The organism is Alkalimarinus coralli, from assembly GCF_023650515.1.
GTDB lineage: Bacteria > Pseudomonadota > Gammaproteobacteria > Pseudomonadales > Oleiphilaceae > Alkalimarinus > Alkalimarinus coralli.
This window is the reverse complement of the sequence record NZ_CP096016.1, coordinates 2707669-2725000: the sequence shown is the minus strand read 5'-3', so window position 1 is coordinate 2725000 and position 17332 is coordinate 2707669. Positions and strand designations below refer to the sequence as shown.

14 protein-coding genes, 1 tRNA gene and 2 rRNA genes are annotated in these 17332 nt (G+C 45.6%); 9 read left to right on the top strand and 8 right to left on the bottom strand.

Annotation, left to right across the window (positions count from 1 at the left end; genetic code table 11):
• The first annotated feature begins 47 nt into the window (after positions 1-47).
• From MY523_RS12115 to MY523_RS12105, 3 genes are all read left to right on the top strand, one after another.
• Positions 48-2940: ribosomal RNA gene (locus MY523_RS12115) — 23S ribosomal RNA — on the top strand.
• Between the two features lie 250 nt (positions 2941-3190).
• Positions 3191-3306, top strand: a 5S ribosomal RNA gene (gene rrf / locus MY523_RS12110).
• Positions 3307-3593: 287 nt separating this feature from the next.
• Complete coding sequence (locus MY523_RS12105) at positions 3594-4334, top strand: HAD family hydrolase (RefSeq protein WP_250654960.1); 741 nt, start codon at positions 3594-3596, stop codon at positions 4332-4334.
• A gap of 191 nt (positions 4335-4525) precedes the next feature.
• On the opposite strand, the gene MY523_RS12100 is transcribed toward MY523_RS12105, so the two are convergent.
• Together MY523_RS12100 and MY523_RS12095 are read right to left on the bottom strand one after the other, a co-directional pair.
• Positions 4526-4601 (bottom strand) — tRNA-Phe (locus tag MY523_RS12100).
• A 105-nt stretch (positions 4602-4706) separates the two neighbouring features.
• Positions 4707-4979, bottom strand: a complete 273-nt coding sequence (locus MY523_RS12095; protein WP_250654959.1) for an oxidative damage protection protein — start codon at positions 4977-4979, stop codon at positions 4707-4709.
• A 299-nt stretch (positions 4980-5278) separates the two neighbouring features.
• On the opposite strand from MY523_RS12095, the gene MY523_RS12090 reads away from it, so the two are divergent.
• Positions 5279-5572, top strand: a complete 294-nt coding sequence (locus MY523_RS12090) for a response regulator (RefSeq protein WP_250654958.1) — start codon at positions 5279-5281, stop codon at positions 5570-5572.
• A gap of 43 nt (positions 5573-5615) precedes the next feature.
• A complete protein-coding gene (locus tag MY523_RS12085; protein WP_250654957.1) occupies positions 5616-6221 on the top strand; it encodes a GGDEF domain-containing protein in 606 nt (201 codons plus the stop codon).
• A gap of 34 nt (positions 6222-6255) precedes the next feature.
• Here the strand turns inward: MY523_RS12085 and mutY are convergent, their stop codons facing one another.
• Positions 6256-7308 carry an A/G-specific adenine glycosylase gene (mutY, locus tag MY523_RS12080; RefSeq protein ID WP_370301526.1) on the bottom strand — a complete coding sequence of 351 codons (1053 nt, stop codon included), beginning with the start codon at positions 7306-7308 and terminating at the stop codon, positions 6256-6258.
• Positions 7309-7390: 82 nt separating this feature from the next.
• On the bottom strand, positions 7391-9625 hold the full coding sequence (locus tag MY523_RS12075) for an AsmA family protein (protein WP_250654955.1): 2235 nt from the start codon (positions 9623-9625) through the stop codon (positions 7391-7393).
• Between the two features lie 199 nt (positions 9626-9824).
• Between MY523_RS12075 and MY523_RS12070 the strand changes: the two genes are divergently transcribed.
• The 4 genes from MY523_RS12070 (at position 9825) to hisF (ending at position 12663) form a co-directional block, all read left to right on the top strand.
• A complete protein-coding gene (locus MY523_RS12070; protein WP_250654954.1) occupies positions 9825-10289 on the top strand; it encodes an SRPBCC family protein in 465 nt (154 codons plus the stop codon).
• A gap of 213 nt (positions 10290-10502) precedes the next feature.
• Positions 10503-11096, top strand: a complete 594-nt coding sequence (hisB, locus tag MY523_RS12065) for an imidazoleglycerol-phosphate dehydratase HisB (RefSeq protein WP_250654953.1) — start codon at positions 10503-10505, stop codon at positions 11094-11096.
• A 15-nt stretch (positions 11097-11111) separates the two neighbouring features.
• Positions 11112-11753 (top strand): imidazole glycerol phosphate synthase subunit HisH, encoded by a 642-nt coding sequence (gene hisH, locus MY523_RS12060; protein WP_250654952.1) that lies wholly within the window; start codon positions 11112-11114, stop codon positions 11751-11753.
• A 136-nt stretch (positions 11754-11889) separates the two neighbouring features.
• Positions 11890-12663, top strand: coding sequence for an imidazole glycerol phosphate synthase subunit HisF (gene hisF / locus MY523_RS12055; RefSeq protein ID WP_250654951.1), 774 nt, complete (start codon positions 11890-11892; stop codon positions 12661-12663).
• Positions 12664-12736: 73 nt separating this feature from the next.
• Here hisF and MY523_RS12050 read toward each other — a convergent pair whose 3' ends face one another.
• The 4 genes from MY523_RS12050 to MY523_RS12035 form a co-directional block, all read right to left on the bottom strand.
• On the bottom strand, positions 12737-13558 hold the full coding sequence (locus MY523_RS12050) for a CZB domain-containing protein (RefSeq protein WP_250654950.1): 822 nt from the start codon (positions 13556-13558) through the stop codon (positions 12737-12739).
• 119 nt (positions 13559-13677) lie between these two features.
• A complete protein-coding gene (locus MY523_RS12045; RefSeq protein WP_250654949.1) occupies positions 13678-14550 on the bottom strand; it encodes a divergent polysaccharide deacetylase family protein in 873 nt (290 codons plus the stop codon).
• 16 nt (positions 14551-14566) lie between these two features.
• Positions 14567-16039, bottom strand: a complete 1473-nt coding sequence (locus MY523_RS12040; protein ID WP_275975295.1) for a S41 family peptidase — start codon at positions 16037-16039, stop codon at positions 14567-14569.
• Positions 16040-16067: 28 nt separating this feature from the next.
• A complete protein-coding gene (locus MY523_RS12035) occupies positions 16068-17282 on the bottom strand; it encodes a murein hydrolase activator EnvC family protein (RefSeq protein ID WP_250654948.1) in 1215 nt (404 codons plus the stop codon).
• Between the last annotated feature and the right edge of the window lie 50 nt (positions 17283-17332).

The window sequence follows — 17332 nt, the reverse complement described above, 5'->3', positions numbered from 1 at the left end:
GCATCAGTGAAAAGAACTCCGCTTAAAAAGACTATTTGGGGTTATATAGTCAAGTGACTAAGCGCATACGGTGGATGCCTTGGCAGTCAGAGGCGATGAAGGACGTAGAAACCTGCGATAAGCTTCGGGGAGTCGGTAAACAGACTTTGATCCGGAGATTTCCGAATGGGGAAACCCACCTGTCATCAGACGGGTATCTTTTACTGAATACATAGGTAAAAGAGGCGAACCGGGAGAACTGAAACATCTAAGTACCCCGAGGAAAAGAAATCAACCGAGATTCCCCTAGTAGCGGCGAGCGAACGGGGAGTAGCCCTTAAGCTACTAAGTTGTTAGTGGAATTTGCTGGAAAGCAAAGCCATAGTGGGTGATAGCCCCGTACACGAAAACGGCATAGTAGTGAAATCGAGTAGGACGGGACACGTGGTATCCTGTCTGAATATGGGGGGACCATCCTCCAAGGCTAAATACTCCTGACTGACCGATAGTGAACCAGTACCGTGAGGGAAAGGCGAAAAGAACCCCTGTGAGGGGAGTGAAATAGATCCTGAAACCGTATGCGTACAAGCAGTGGGAGCAGACTTGTTCTGTGACTGCGTACCTTTTGTATAATGGGTCAGCGACTTAATTTCAGTAGCAAGGTTAACCGAATAGGGGAGCCGTAGAGAAATCGAGTCTTAATAGGGCGTTTAGTTGCTGGGATTAGACCCGAAACCGAGTGATCTATCCATGTGCAGGTTGAAGGTTAGGTAACACTGACTGGAGGACCGAACCCACTGTCGTTGAAAAGCCAGGGGATGACGTGTGGATAGGAGTGAAAGGCTAATCAAACTCGGAGATAGCTGGTTCTCCTCGAAAGCTATTTAGGTAGCGCCTCGTGACTTACCATTGGGGGTAGAGCACTGTTTCGGCTAGGGGGTCATCTCGACTTACCAACCCGATGCAAACTCCGAATACCGATGAGTACAATCACGGGAGACACACGGCGGGTGCTAACGTCCGTCGTGGAAAGGGAAACAACCCAGACCGCCAGCTAAGGTCCCAAAGTGTATGTTAAGTGGGAAACGATGTGGGAAGGCACAGACAGCTAGGAGGTTGGCTTAGAAGCAGCCACCCTTTAAAGAAAGCGTAATAGCTCACTAGTCGAGTCGGCCTGCGCGGAAGATGTAACGGGGCTAAAACATACCACCGAAGCTGCGGATGCCAGTTTACTGGCATGGTAGAGGAGCGTTCTGTAGGCTGTTGAAGCGGAATTGAGAAGTTCCGTGGAGGTATCAGAAGTGCGAATGCTGACATGAGTAACGATAATGCGGGTGAAAAACCCGCACGCCGGAAGACCAAGGGTTCCTGCGCAACGCTAATCGGCGCAGGGTGAGTCGGCCCCTAAGGCGAGGCTGAAAAGCGTAGTCGATGGGAAACAGGTTAATATTCCTGTACCGCATATAACTGCGATGGGAGGACGGAGAAGGCTAGGCCAGCAACCTATCGGATGGTTGTTTAAGGTTGTAGGCTGGACACTTAGGCAAATCCGGGTGTCCATTAAGGCTGAGAGCTGATGACGAGGTCTCTTTTACGAGACTGAAGTGGTTGATGCCATGCTTCCAGGAAAAGTCCCTAAGCTTCAGGTTATATGAGACCGTACCCCAAACCGACACAGGTGGTCAGGTAGAGAATACCAAGGCGCTTGAGAGAACTCGGGTGAAGGAACTAGGCAAAATGGTGCCGTAACTTCGGGAGAAGGCACGCTGCTGAGGGTGATCGGACTTGCTCCGTAAGCTTTTGGCAGTCGAAGATACCAGATGGCTGCGACTGTTTATTAAAAACACAGCACTCTGCAAACTCGTAAGAGGACGTATAGGGTGTGACACCTGCCCGGTGCCGGAAGGTTAATTGATGGGGTTAGCTTAGGCGAAGCTCTTGATCGAAGCCCCGGTAAACGGCGGCCGTAACTATAACGGTCCTAAGGTAGCGAAATTCCTTGTCGGGTAAGTTCCGACCTGCACGAATGGTGTAACGATGGCCATGCTGTCTCCACCCGAGACTCAGTGAAATTGAAATCGCTGTTAAGATGCAGTGTATCCGCGGCTAGACGGAAAGACCCCGTGAACCTTTACTATAGCTTCACAGTGAACTTTGAGCCTACTTGTGTAGGATAGGTGGGAGGCTTTGAAACCCGGACGCTAGTTCGGGTGGAGCCATCCTTGAAATACCACCCTGGTATGTTTGAGGTTCTAACTCAGATCCGTAATCCGGATCGAGGACACTGTGTGGTGGGTAGTTTGACTGGGGCGGTCTCCTCCCAAAGAGTAACGGAGGAGCACGAAGGTGCGCTAAGCATGGTCGGACATCATGCGGTTAGTGTAATGGCATAAGCGCGCTTAACTGCGAGACAGACACGTCGAGCAGGTACGAAAGTAGGTCATAGTGATCCGGTGGTTCTGTATGGAAGGGCCATCGCTCAACGGATAAAAGGTACTCCGGGGATAACAGGCTGATACCGCCCAAGAGTTCACATCGACGGCGGTGTTTGGCACCTCGATGTCGGCTCATCACATCCTGGGGCTGAAGCCGGTCCCAAGGGTATGGCTGTTCGCCATTTAAAGTGGTACGCGAGCTGGGTTTAGAACGTCGTGAGACAGTTCGGTCCCTATCTGCCGTGGACGTTGGAAATTTGAGAAGAGTTGCTCCTAGTACGAGAGGACCGGAGTGAACGAACCTCTGGTGTTCGGGTTGTTACGCCAGTAGCATTGCCCGGTAGCTATGTTCGGACAGGATAACCGCTGAAAGCATCTAAGCGGGAAGCCCCCTTCAAGATAAGATTTCCCTGGAGCTTCGAGCTCCCTAAAGGGCCCTTAAAGACTATGAGGTTGATAGGCTGGGTGTGTAAGCGTTGTGAGGCGTTGAGCTAACCAGTACTAATTGCCCGTGAGGCTTGACTATATAACGCCCAAATAGTTTTGAGTCTCTCAATTGAGAGATTAAAAACAAACAGTATTGGCTAAGATTGTTCCAGACAATCTTGAGCATATCCTCCATCCATGGAGGTAACCGGATAATGTGATTATGATCCGAGATGTTAGAAGACTTAATTGCTTACTGAATGTTAAAGGCATTGCAGAATTGATGTGGGTTGATTGAAATGATATAAGCCTGAAACTTATAGCTAAACAATCAGCCGACCAAGGTTTTGCCTGATGACAATAGCGAACTGGAACCACCTGATCCCATCCCGAACTCAGTCGTGAAACGGTTCAGCGCCGATGGTAGTGTGGGGTCTCCCCATGTGAGAGTAGGTCATCGTCAGGCATCTAAATACGAAACCCCAGCAGGGCAACTTGCTGGGGTTTTTTATTGTCTGGAAGAAACTGAAACTCCAGGTGCAAGTAAAAATAGCGGATCGCAGCCTTGATGCAGCGAAGAAGCGGAGTCAGGGGAGGGGGAGACTATAAAAATAGCAATGACTACTTGTAACGGGATGCAGAAAAGCGAATTAGTCATTTTTCATGGTTCTTTTGTTTGTTGAGTTTAATAAGCTCATGGTCTGGCTGTTTTAGGTATAATTCTGGTTTTATTAAAGCGCTTGGGAGAGCTATATGTTGAAAGCACTGTTTCTTGATATGGATGAGACGCTCTGTGATACGCATGGCGCGAATATGCGAGCGCAGTGCCTGATGGCCGAAGAGGTGGCGCAGCGCTTTGATGGTGTTGACGGGCCGCGTTTTGCGAAAGAGTATGTAGCTGGTATTTACAGGGAGTGGTCTGGTGCGCAGAGGGCGCGATATATGCCCATTATAGAAACTCAAAATGAAGAAGCGTTTCGTCTACAGTTGATTCGTGATTTGCTGGCCGAACAAGGGGTTGATCAGTTAAGCGATGATGATGCAAAAGCGCTGCAGTTGAAATTTGATGCTGATCGGATTGAAGCGTTTGCTTTTTATCCAGGTATTGCTGATTTTTTGGTGAAGGCACGTAAACTATTTACTTTAGTGGTTATTACAAATGGCCCCGAGTTTTCTCAGATACCCAAATTAGAGGCAGTTAATATGGCTGACTTTGTAGACCATATTATCATAGGTGGGCAGGAGCCAGCGCAGAAGCCTTGTACGTCGATTTTTGAGAAAGCCCTTAAGTTGGCTGGTTGTGAGGCGCATGAGGCGGTTCATGTGGGGGATAGTTTATCGGCAGATATAAAGGGGGCTCACAATAGCGGTATTACCTCAGTTTGGATTCAGCATCAGCAGCCATTGGATGCCGAGATGGGTATTAATCCCCATCATACGGTACTGCATCCAAGTGAGATCCCTGCTTTGATTTATGATTTACACGAAAGATAGTGTATCTCCGGTGGATATTTGGTGGAGCCTGCCGGTTCTGTTTTATTGGGGCTAATCCTGTTGAGAGGCAGTAAGAGTAATATCGCAGCCCTTGTAAGAGAGATGGAATACAAGCGTTAAGTGAATAGGGGGCTTAAATAACAGGCATAAAAAAACCTGAACATCGTGAGATGATCAGGTTTTTGAAATAATGGTGCCCGGACGCGGAATCGAACCACGGACACGAGGATTTTCAATCCTCTGCTCTACCGACTGAGCTATCCGGGCAACGGGGCGTATTAGACCTGTTTCGCAGCTTCGAGTCAAGTCTAAAATAGTAAAACATTATTTATAGTTGCCATGAGCTGATATGCTGCACAAATTTAGCTTCTACTATTTATTTTCAGGGACATACCCTTCTATTACATCTGTTTCTTTATTGTTGAAAAAATTCTCCATCTGCTCTGCCAGATAGGCCCTTGAAGCCGGATCCATCATATTCAGGCGTTTTTCATTAATAAGCATTGTTTGCTTACTCTGCCACTCCGTCCAAGCTTTCTTAGATATATTTTCGTATATGTAAGCGCCTTTTTGGCCGGGCATTGGGGGTGTATCAAGCCCCTCCAGCTCCTCTTTATACTTTGCGCATAAAACCATTCGGCTCATTAAAAATTACCTCAATTTATTCAGTCCAGAAGGGGCCGTTAGCCTTTTGTTCGAATCGGTCATAGATCGTAGGCTAATACTGGGAGGCCTGTGTAGCTGAAATATACTACAGGGCTTTTATTAAAGAGGCTAGGTAGGCCAGGTTACTTTGCAAACACTTAAGCAATTCACCTCAAATTCTTTTTATAACTTGAAAAACAGCAAAATAGAGGCTGTACTATCAGTTAGCGCGGTTTATATTCAATCGCATCATTTTACAGTCTGACAATATAAGGTGCTTGAAAGTTGAAGGTTTGTAAATGAAGGTACTGTTGGTTGACGATTCGCCTGTTGATAGAGTGATATCGGAAGCGTTTTTGCTGGAGCTTGGGCATGAAGTGGTTCTTGGTGAAAATGGCCAGCAGGCGCTGGATTTATATCGAGAACATAACCCCGATATTATCTTAATGGATGAAGTCATGCCTGTTATGCGGGGACATGAGGCCGCGCGCGCGATAAGAGCATTAGAAGATAACTGGGTGCCGATCATTTTTTTGAGTGCGCGCTTCACTGCAGAAGATATTACCGCCGGAATCGATGCGGGGGGGGGATGATTATCTTGCCAAGCCACTAGGTCAGCAGGTATTGGCGGCGAAGATGAAAGCGATGGAACGCATCTCTAAGATGCGACAGCGGCTTTTAGAGGTGTCTGAAGAGCTTGAGGTCGCAAATGTCGAGCTTAAGCGGCTGGCGGACGTGGATGGCCTTACCGGGTTGGCGAACCGTCGATACATGGATAGATTTCTATCGCACGAAGTTGCGCGTTGTTCTAGGAGTAATGAGCCACTTACGGTGATTATGTGCGATATTGATGAGTTTAAGCTTTATAACGACTTTTATGGCCATCTAAAGGGTGATGACTGTATTAAAATGATCGCAAACACGTTGATGTCTAGCTTGAAGAGAGCAACAGATTTGGCGGCGCGTTTTGGGGGTGAAGAGTTTGCGCTGATATTACCTAATACAACTGAGCAGGATGCTAACAAGTTAGCCGAGCAGGTTAGAGAAAGCGTTGAAGAGTTGAACATTATGCATGAAAAGTCCTCTGTTCAAAACTACATAACGCTTAGTATGGGGGTTTATAACGCGATCCCTACCAAAATGCTAAGAAGTGAGGACTACCTGGGTTTGGCCGATAAGGCGCTCTATCACGCTAAGCAGACAGGCCGAAACAGGGTAGTGAATTACTCGGACATTGCTTGATGAGTGTTTATTAAAGTCTGCTTGTTCGTGTTCTTTATTGAATATTTTGTAAGTAAATCTCAATCGGAGCTGGTAGTCCGTATTCATGTTTGCCCTTCAACCATGTAGATTCGGAAGGTTCACTAATACAGGGTAAACGAGACAGATATTTCAGTTTTACAGGGTGTAACACTAAATGATAGTGGCTAAATGTATGCTTAAAGCTTTCTTCATGGGAATTTACTCTACACTCCAAAGATAGGTGCTCTCGGCAGTGATGTATAATACTTGCGTCATCCAGCTCGAACGGTGCTTCTGGTAAGCTCCATAAACTGCCCCATATGCCACTGGGCGGGCGTTTCTCCAAAAATATTTCCTGATCATTATTTTCAATGTGAAGCAACCAGCGGTGCTTTACAGGAAGTGTTTTTTTGGGTTTGGGGGTTGGCAGTATTTTAGTTTTGTTTTCAATGTAGGCTCTACAGGTGCTATTGATGGGACACTGGGGGCAGTTTGGTTTGCTCCTGGTGCAGAGTGTGGCCCCTAAATCCATCATGGCCTGAGTATAATCAGAAAAGCGGGTTGCTGGCGTGTAAACTTCTGCCCAATGCCATAGCTCTTTGGCAGTTGAAGTGTGCCCAGTCCAGCCTTCTATACCATGGTAACGGGCTAGTACTCGCTTTACATTGCCGTCCAGTATTGGGGCGCGCTGATTTAACGATAACGATAAAATAGCTCCAGCGGTTGAGCGGCCTATACCAGGAAGGGATTCGATCTCGCTATGAGTATTGGGGAACTCTCCATTGTAGCTATTTAGTATCAGCTTAGCTGTCTTGTGGAGATTGCGGGCTCTGGCGTAGTAACCAAGGCCAGCCCAGTGCCTCAAAACTTCATCTTCATCCGCATTAGCCAGCTCTGCAAGGGTCGGGAAGCGGGACATAAAGCGGTTGTAATAACCGATCACCGTAGACACTTGAGTTTGCTGTAGCATTATTTCAGAAACCCAGACTCGGTATGGGGATTTGTCCAACTGCCACGGAAGATTCTTTCTACCATGCTGGTCAAACCACTTGAGGATCGACTGGTTGAATTGTGCTGGGCTCACTATAAATAGCTCTCTTGCTGTATCGTGAAAAAGGTGGGCTCTTCTATGCCCACCTGATGAGGAAGTATTGGCAACGGGGGGGAGTTTAAAATAGGCCTTCAATCAATTTTTTAACGCTCTTCTTGGTTTCAGAATCATCACCTAGATGTTTGTCTAACTGCTTGTTGATCTCTTTGTCGGCTTTTCGTTTAAGTTCTTTTTTGCCTGCTGCCACTACAAGTTCCTGCATGCGAGAGCCGTCTAGCTGGCAAAGTTTTGCCGGGTCGTCACTTAATGAGCCTTTGCAAATAACCGGTATCGCGAGGCCTTTAACTTTGTCATTGACCCGGCAAGCATTATCACCAAGTTCACCTATCGCTTTTATATCAACTCCATAATTGATGTTGGTGGTTTCAGTGTCGATGACACCTTTACCTATGACAGCGAGGCCGCTCATTGCAGCCGTTAGATTGTTATTTGTGAATTGGTTGCCGTTGATTGTAAGGGCACCTTTCATTGCTTGGAATTCAGATTTGTCTGCCCAGTCTGATTTAGTGACTTTATCCTTATTGATCAATGCAATGCCTTCGCAGGTAATCTTGGTTAAGTTAAACCCGTGGAATGCACCCTTATCAAAGTTGAAATTGGCATTGCCTTTTGCTGCACTTCTAAGTGCTGAGACTGTGTTGCCGGCAGTTTTGACGTCTGCGTTTAGGTTTAGTCCACCGGAGATGATTTCCAGCTCTTGGTAGTCTTTTAATAGAGGCATAATTTGGATGTTGTTAACCTTCTTACTTATCGCCCAGGTAGGCGTGTCTGATGTGGCATCGATTTTTGCGTTAACATCAAAGTTGCCTTCGTATAGTTTTCCGCTGGCCTCCGTAAGCGTCACAATGCCGTCTCCAGCCTTTAGTAAAAGCGTTAGATCATTGAGCTTTAGGTTTTTGACAATTAGTTGTTCTTGTACAAAGGATATATCGAGATTTAACGCTCTAACTACGTCCAAGGGTAATAACGGAGACTCCTGCTCAGTCGATTGGGTCTTCGAGCTGGTAGCCGAAGGGGTTGCTGCATCTTGTTTGGTTTTTGTGCTGTCAATTACCTGTGCTACCTGCGTTACCGGATCGGCTGGCGGGGGAAGGTATCGGTCAATATTTAACTTGCTGCCCCTTAAGTTAGCTGCGACAAATTGATCATCCAGCCGGTAGTTTGATAAGCCAGTGTAACGAGTGCCATCTAATTGAATAACCATGTCTTCCAATTTGAGATCACTTAGGCTTCCGTTGATTTTAGTGCTAAAACCTAAGTGTTTTAAAACCTCAGGGTCGGTGGTTTCAATGGCTGGTTGCCCTATTGATGATAATAGCTCTTGGAGGGAGAAGTTTGGAACTTCAAGGTTGCCGTTCAGCTGAGGCTGATCATTGAGATTGGTCATTGTGATGTGGGTGTTAAGTGCTAAATTTGCTAATTTCAGTGCAATTTTATCTAACTCGACAGTGCCCTTTTCCATATCTGCAATAATGTTATCGCCGTTAATAGACGCTGTAACTTGTTTATTGTTGAACGGTGCACCTGCAATTTGATAGTTACTTTGAAGCTGTTTTATAGCAAAGTGTTTCAGGTCGCTATTAATTGTTAGGGCGGCGTTTATGCTTGCTTCAAGTGTGAGTTCAGGAGCGCTATTTGATGCATTGAATTCAATATTTAGAGGGAACTCACTACCAAGCGCGATGTTGTTGGCCAATAAGCTAAAGCCCTCAAGCGAGGCAGATTGATTGGTTTGTTTATCAATATAATGGATGGTCGTATTAGTTATCGCAACTTCCTCTATTTCAAGCTGCAATGACTGACCCTTTGTGGATGTATCCGTTACATCCGTTGGGGTGGCCTGTTTTTGGTTATCTGATGGAATCGCGTCAGGCGTGCTCTTTTGGTTTGAAGTGTCTTCTTTCTTGGCCGTGATGTTTTCCCAATTTGCTTCACCTTTTTCATTCTTTTCGAGTGTGACGGTTAAACCATCAAGAATGAGTTTATGAACCTGAGGGTTAAACTTTAGCAGTGACAGTAGCCCGACCTGTGCTGTAAGTTGATTAAGTTCCGTAAAGGGTTTCCCGTTCGAATGTTCAAGCTTGACGCTATTGACGTCTACGCCGAGAGGGATAAAAGACCACCCTAAATCACCGTTAATTGATAGTCTTAATGTTGTGTTTTGGGCGACAGCCGACTCTATATCCGCTTTATAGTCATTTGGATCAATAGTCGCAGTAATTGCGACGATGGATAATAGGAGTAGTGTAATAAGCCCAATAAGGGCGAGAAGAGTTATTTTCAGTATACGCACGTTTCGGAGTCCTTTTCATCATGAGTCATGTAAGTTAATTGCATTTTAGCACAATGAGCCTTCATTCCTTAGATGTAATTCAATCGTTTAGGGACTCATTTGAACAATAAAAAGCTGTTGGTATTTTGTTGGTTATCTGGCTAAGATACGGAAAGATGATTTGGAAAAGTTGTATTTAATAAAAGCTTAGGAGTTTCCAGTGGCGATCAACATTACTATAGAAATAAATCGTGATTTCGTCGTACCAGCAAGTTTTGATAAAGTTTTTGACTTGTTATCAGACGTTCCTGCGTCAGGTAGCCACTTCCCAAAAGTTGACCAGCTGGTCGATTTGGGTAACAACACCTATCGCTGGGAGATGGAAAAGATCGGAGTTGATAAGCATGCCCTGCAATCAGTTTATGCGTGTCATTATGAAAGCGATAAAGAGACTGGAAGCATTGTCTGGAAGCCGGTCAAAGGAGAAGGGAATGGCTTGGTTTCAGGCAACTGGAAAATAGTGCCTGTAGAAGAGGGGACTCATCTAACCTTCACTACGGAGGCAAAAATGACGTTGCCATTGCCTAGCCTTTTGAAGTTGGCTATTAGCCCTGTTGTGAAGCATGAGTTTAACTCCCTTATCGATACCTATACTAACAACCTGAAAGCTGAGTTCTCCAGCTAACAGGCTGCCCTCAGGTAGTGCGATGCACTACCTCAATCCCCCCTCGTTATCTCTCAGTATGCCAGCTGTCTTCATGTGAAAGAAAATTGATTAGGATATGACGCGATAAAAACGCTATAATGTCGGTTTTCAAAACGCCTTCCTCGCTTGCTCTGTGGGAACAAACATCCGGCGAGCCAGGTTGACAATATGTAAGTTTATGTGGAGAGCCAAATGGCTGAGCGTAAGGCCCGAGTAGAACGAAATACGCTGGAAACCCAGATTACCGTTGAAGTAAATTTAGATGGCACCGGACAGGTCAGTATGGATACCGGTTTACCATTTCTTGAGCATATGCTTGACCAGATCGCCCGCCACGGTCTGATAGATATGGATCTTAAAGCGACTGGCGATCTTGAGATTGATGATCACCATACAGCAGAAGACTTAGGCATTACGCTAGGACAGGCTGTAAACAAAGCAATAGGTGATAAAAAGGGAATCCGCCGCTATGGCCACGCTTATGTTCCACTGGATGAAGCGCTTTCACGTGTTGTGCTGGACTTCTCTGGACGACCAGGTCTGGAAATGAATGTTCCTTACACTCGGGCATCTGTGGGCGGCTTCGACGTTGATCTTTTCCAGGAGTTTTTTCAAGGCTTTGTGAATCATGCGCAAGTGACTTTACATATTGACAACTTACGAGGAAAAAATACGCATCACCAGATTGAAACAGTGTTCAAAGCATTTGGACGCGCGCTTCGTATGGCTATTGAGCTTGATGAACGTATGACAGGAATAATGCCCTCAACCAAAGGCTGTCTTTAAGTAAGAGTGAGTTAAATGAATACGGTTGCAGTAATCGATTATGGTATGGGGAACCTTCACTCTGTATCAAAAGCAATAGAGCATGTAGCCCCCAATGCCAAAGTGCTTGTTACCTCTGATGCGTCTCTGATTCGTGAGGCAGACCGAGTGGTTCTTCCTGGAGTAGGGGCCATACGAGATTGCATGGCCGAAATTCAGCGCTTAGGTGTAGACACTCTGGTACGTGAAGTATCCCGGGATCGTCCTTTTCTTGGCATATGCGTAGGTATGCAAGCGTTAATGCAGCATAGTGAAGAAAATGCAGGTGTTGACTGTATTGGGCTTTTACCAGGCAAGGTTAAGTTTTTTGGTGATCCGCTGACAGAAAACGGACTTAAGTTTAAAGTTCCGCATATGGGGTGGAACAGGGTTAGTCAGACTCAAATTCATCCGCTTTGGCAGGGTATTGATGATGGAGAACGGTTCTACTTTGTACACAGTTTTTATGTGGAGATGGAAGAAACTGGCTATGTCATGGGGCGCTCTCATTATGGTAAATCAATTGATGCGGCAGTAGGGCATGAAAATGTTTTTGCTGTTCAATTTCATCCGGAAAAGAGTCAGCATTCAGGCTTGGCTTTATTGAAAAACTTTGTTCAGTGGAATGGTCAGGTTTAGGTTAAAGGCGCCATTTCAATATTATTTGGTTGATGACTGTTAGGCTTAATTATTCTGTTATCGACTTGAAAGAGTACCAGTGTACTCGGCATATCCGGCTAACGCTTAAGTAATGGGTATTTGAGGTTAAGTTAATATGGGTCTTGCGAAACGAATTATTCCTTGTCTTGATGTTGATAATGGACGAGTAGTAAAAGGCGTTCAATTTGTTGATATCCGGGATGCAGGTGACCCTGTAGAGGTAGCGCGAAAGTATGACGAGCAGGGCGCGGATGAGATAACGTTTTTAGATATAACCGCCAGTTCTGATGATCGAGAAACGATGGTTCATACTGTCGAGAAAATGGCCAGTGAAGTATTTATTCCTTTAACTGTTGGCGGGGGAATACGTACGGTTGACGACATCCGAAAAATGCTCAATGCCGGGGCTGATAAAGTGAGTATAAATACCGCTGCTGTTTTTAACCCCGAGTTTGTTAAAGAAGCGTCAGAGCGTTTTGGTAGCCAATGTATTGTCGTAGCGATTGATGCCAAGAAGGTAAGCGGGCCAGATGAGGAATGCCGTTGGGAGATCTTTACTCATGGCGGCCGAAAACCCACAGGGCTTGATGCTGTTGAGTGGGCCAAGAAAATGGCTGCTTATGGGGCCGGTGAAATATTGTTGACGAGCATGGATCAGGACGGCATGAAAAAAGGTTTTGATCTAGGTGTTACTCGTGCCATTAGTGATGCGGTTTCTATCCCTGTGATCGCATCCGGTGGTGTCGGTAATCTTCAGCATCTTGTCGATGGTGTAATAGAGGGAGGGGCCGATGCGGTTTTGGCCGCCAGCATATTCCACTTTGGACAACATACTATTCCTGAAGCTAAAGAGTTTATGGCGGATCAAGGAATAGAAGTCCGAAACTAACTCGCCGTGCTGCCAACGCCTGCTTTTATTATTCTGAAAAGTAGGCTGCTTTATTGGTTTTAAAGCGCAGCTATTAGGCAGGCTGACAGTTGATCAGCATACACGGGGCTGAATCGCCACGTCTAAGAAACCCTTCAATGACAAAGTCTGTTTCATTTCTCTTCATAATGCCTTCTGTAGACGTATCTCTGGAAAAGTCTTTGAGCGAAAAAGATTCGATGTCCTGAATATTATCTAACCTTAGGGCACCTATCGCGCTATTGTTTTGTTCTACAAAAACAATAATGGGGCGGTCGCTGTTTCGTATTCGCTCTCGAGCGGTTTCGAATAACCTAAGTAGTTCAGCTAAGGTTGTGTGTCGCTCTTTCTCCAGCCTGCCCAGCGCATGTGTTTTATCTTCTTTGGCTGACGTTAGCAGTGATTCCGCAAGCTTATGAATGCGCTTGTGCGGTTCATAAAATTTATCTAATACTTCTTTCAAATCGCTATCATTGGTGGTGAATTGATTGTACCAAACACCAAATGCACACTCGTTATGATCAATTGCTTTGTTAAATGAGGCGTCGTTTTTGATGGCGTTTTCCAAAGCATCCATCCAGTCTTTATGCTCTTTCTCTCGTTCGTTAAGCATGGCGATTAGTTCTTGATTTTCTTCAAACTGAGAGCGGCTTCCAGTTAGTATGCTGAAATCAAACAATGGCACTGCATTGTTTTGATAAGTGATTACTTCATGATTGAAGCGGTCGAGTTTGCCAACCTTTATATTACGCTTAACGTCTTTTTCTATGTACTTTACCTGCTCGAGGGGGATAGCAAAGGTAGCCTCTCGTGTAGAGAAAGTGATAACGGAAATTTGGTCATCTTTGAATAGTGAGTCGATGTTCTGTCCGCTCATAGTCATCTCTTGTTGAAGTCATGCTGAATAAATATTTCGAGGCGTAGAATACTAAAAAAGTATAGGAGTGAAATCTTAATCTAACCAATGAGTTGGTGCGATTTTTTTCATTTATGTTGCTATAACTTATGAGCTGTTTTTAGTTTTTTATTGGTTGTTTTATTCGTTGCAGCCACGGTATTCGGTAAGGCCTGTTTTCGCTGGCTGAACATTTGGTTTCCGTTATTTCTGATTGTCCAGAGGCCACTAACGGTTGCGATTCTTATTCCTTGTTGATCGAGCCTGGGAAGAGCCCAGGTGAGGTAGTCAGCCGTGACTTGGTGAGGGTGGCCGATTGCGATAGCGGTTCCCTTTTCTTTGGCTACTTTGATCAGTTTGCTAAACTGCATGTGGACAGACTTGCGAGTTTGCCAATGATCCAAAAAAACATCTCTGCTTAAGCTCGGAATTTGGTACTGTTGAGCGGTATTGGCAGCAACTGATGCCGCAATGGTCCTGCTATCTACAAAGTAAAGAGGGTAGTTGTAGAGTTCTTCCATAACCCACCGCATCTCTTCTCTTCGTTGCGTGAGTGCACTTCCCATATGGTTATTTATACCCTGAATGTAAGGTATCGATCGAATAGCTTGTCGCAGGGTTTTGGTTAGGTTCGGCTTTGTCATATCAACCGTCAGGCCTCCCGCCCCCAACTCCAGGCCGGAGGTGTTTGCCATGGGCATGTGCAGCATAATCTCTTTGTTATGGCTATGCGCGCTTTGGGCTAAGTCCGATGTGTGCTTTCTGTGTGGCAGAAATGCCAGTGTAAGCGGGTAGGGAAGGTTGATCAGTTGCCGGCCCGTTTTGAGGTGGTTACCCATGTCATCAATAATAATGGCAATTGTGGGCTGATTGACTGACTCAGCTGATGCGCTTGCCGTTACAAATAATAATGAGAGCAACAAGGCTTTCAGGTTGTTGAAAGCCTTTTGTGTGCTGATTGTTTTATCAGACAAGCAGGTCATCCCGGCTTTAGTTCTCGTCAGCACGCTTACTCAGGATGGTAAGACCTTTAAGTAAATTGATGGCCTCTCGAAGCTGGAAGTCTCGTTCAAGAATCGTTGAAGGGTCGTTTGAAGAGGAATCATCTCCGTCACTGCTTTCGCCGCCTTCAACGGCTTTGTCGCTATCACTTTTTTCTGTCTTGCCATTGCTTAAGTGGCCTGCCAAATCAGCTTCTTTAAAGAACTCTTGCGATTGAAGTTCAGTGAGTTTGGCTCGTTTAACTTCGATATCTGGCACAATACCTAATGCTTGAATTGAGCGGCCGTTAGGCGTGTAGTAACGAGCGGTAGTGAGCTTCAAGCCATTTTCTTCATTAAGCTGCATAACGGTTTGAACAGAGCCTTTACCAAAACTCTCTGTCCCCATTATGATTGCACGGCCCTGATCTTGAAGAGCGCCGGAAACAATCTCTGAAGCTGACGCTGAACCGCCATTAATGAGCACGATTACAGGCTTTCCGTTAAGCTCGTCACCCGGTGTTGCACTAAACCGTAATTGAGAACTTTTGATGCGTCCTTCGGTATATACAATTAACCCTTCTTCAAGAAGGCTGTCTGATACGGCAACGGCCGCCTGTAAAACACCACCAGGGTTGTTTCTCAGGTCGAGTATTAGCCCGTTAAGTTCGCCTTTATTTTCGGCTTTTAACTTTTCTAAACCTTTGCTGAAATCCTCACCCGTTTGTGCCTGAAACTGTGTGATTCTCAGGTAGCCATACCCTGGTTCAAGCAAACGTGTTTTTACACTGGTGACTTTGATAACGTCTCGGATAATGGTTATTTCAATAGGGCCACTTTCGCTTTCCCTGGCAATTGTTAGAACAATGGGGGAGCCCGGTTCGCCACGCATAAGCTTTACGGCCTCATCCAGAGACATGCCCTTTACAGGCGTGTCGTCCAGCTTGATGATCAAATCACCTGCTTCAACACCTGCTTTTTGTGCCGGAGTATCATCTATAGGCGCGATCACCTTAACAAAACCGTTCTCTTGCCCCACTTCAATCCCGAGCCCTCCAAATTGCCCGGAAGTGCTTTCTTGGAGGTCTTCAAATGCAGAGGGTTCAAGATAGGCTGAATGGGGATCCAGGCCAGATAGCATTCCTTTAATCGCATTGTTTAGCAGGGTGGTGTCGTCTACTTCTTCGACATAGGTTTTCTTTATGCGATCAAAAACTTCGGTAAACTTCCTTAGGTCATCAAGGGGTAATTGTTTAGCCGGGTCCGGCAGTGTTATGACGGTGCGCTGCGGATTTTCCTCCGCCTTGTCTGTCTGCAAAGGAACATCATTCGCTGAATGTTGTTCGCTCGACAAGGTGTTGCTGGTTGCTTCTTCTGACAGAGCCAAGCTCGGTTGGAGTGCCAGTAAACATAATAGCGGTAGACTGATTAGAGCGGCGCTGGTTGACTTCAACTGACGTAGGTGTTTCTGAATATCTGTCATTAATAAATTCCCGTTAGTTCAGGTGTTCTTATTTGCGTTTTAACCATTTCAAAGGGTTTTGCGGCCTGCCATTTTTCCTGATTTCAAAGTACAGCCCTGTTTCTTGCTGGCCTCCGCTATTGCCAGCGTAAGCTATCGCCTCTCCGGTATGAACCCAGTCGCCAATGTCTTTTAACAGGCTTTTGTTGTGGCCATACAGGCTCATATAGCCACCGCCATGATCGATAATCGTCATTAGGCCAAAGCCTCGTATCCAGTCGGAAAAGACAACTCTCCCATAATGAACGGCGCTGACTTGTTCTGCTGGATTGGTCTCTATTATGACGCCATTTTGGCGTAACTTTCCACCTGCCAGACGAGACCTGTAATATTTAGTCACTTTACCACGAGTTGGCCAGGGAAGTTTAGACCTCAGTTGTGAAAATGGTCTAGAGTCTTCGGGCAACTTCAGGTTAGCGATTGCTTTCTCAACCTTCTTGAGTAACTCTTCCAGGCGCTTTTGATCATTTGTCAGTTTTTCAAGCTCAAGGCTTTTTCCTTTAATTGAGCTGTTCAGCTTTGCTAGTGTCCTTTTTCTGGAGCGTTGACTCTCATTAAGTTCTGCTTTGCTGGTAACCAGTTTACTACGGGCATTAATTAATGTTTCATTCTGGTGATCTATTGCTAGTCGGGTTGCACTAAGCTCATCAATAGTCGTGCGATAAGATTCTATCTCTTTCGCACGGGCTTTATTGAAATAGTCGTAATAGGCAAGTGTGCGGTCAATTTTTTGAGGGTCTTCCAGGTTTAGTAGTACCTTAACGGCCGGCTGCCTTCCTAGAGAGTATGCGGTAACGATTTGCTTCTTTAGGTAAGATTGTTGGTTTTTTAGTTGAAGTTCGAGCTTTTTCTTTTTCTTCTGAAGCTTTTTCAGGCTTGCCTGTGCCTGATTAAGTTGTTGCTGAATTTTATGAATGTCTTTGCCGATACGGCTGATTTCTTGCTCGCTTTTCTGCAGTGCTTTTTGCAGCTCACTTTTTTTCCCTTGCGCCTTATTCAACCAGGCATTGAGACTGTTAATATTTTTCTTAAGTTCTTTCAGCTGTTTAGGGGATACGTCAGGCTCGTCTGGAGCCGCCATAAGTTGGGCAGGGGATAGCAGTATCAGCAGTAATAGTGAGAGAGCGGAAGAAATTATGCACTTCCCAACGGTTCTGTTTAGGTTGTTAGGTTTTGAACTCAGAGTGCCGACCCTTCTTCTCATTATTGCTGGCTGTATAGTTCGTCTATTCGGTTTATCAGTGTGTTGGTTTT

Excerpts from the sequence above, each read along its gene's own strand:
- MY523_RS12095 (WP_250654959.1), bottom strand. The coding sequence starts at position 4,979 with ATGAGCCGAATGGTTTTATGCGCAAAGTATAAAGAGGAGCTGGAGGGG.
- hisH (WP_250654952.1), top strand. The coding sequence starts at position 11,112 with ATGAATACGGTTGCAGTAATCGATTATGGTATGGGGAACCTTCACTCT.
- MY523_RS12050 (WP_250654950.1), bottom strand. The coding sequence starts at position 13,558 with ATGAGCGGACAGAACATCGACTCACTATTCAAAGATGACCAAATTTCC.
- MY523_RS12040 (WP_275975295.1), bottom strand. The coding sequence starts at position 16,039 with ATGACAGATATTCAGAAACACCTACGTCAGTTGAAGTCAACCAGCGCC.
- hisB (WP_250654953.1), top strand. The coding sequence starts at position 10,503 with ATGGCTGAGCGTAAGGCCCGAGTAGAACGAAATACGCTGGAAACCCAG.
- hisF (WP_250654951.1), top strand. The coding sequence starts at position 11,890 with ATGGGTCTTGCGAAACGAATTATTCCTTGTCTTGATGTTGATAATGGA.
- MY523_RS12105 (WP_250654960.1), top strand. The coding sequence starts at position 3,594 with ATGTTGAAAGCACTGTTTCTTGATATGGATGAGACGCTCTGTGATACG.
- MY523_RS12090 (WP_250654958.1), top strand. The coding sequence starts at position 5,279 with ATGAAGGTACTGTTGGTTGACGATTCGCCTGTTGATAGAGTGATATCG.
- MY523_RS12035 (WP_250654948.1), bottom strand. The coding sequence starts at position 17,282 with ATGAGAAGAAGGGTCGGCACTCTGAGTTCAAAACCTAACAACCTAAAC.
- MY523_RS12085 (WP_250654957.1), top strand. The coding sequence starts at position 5,616 with ATGAAAGCGATGGAACGCATCTCTAAGATGCGACAGCGGCTTTTAGAG.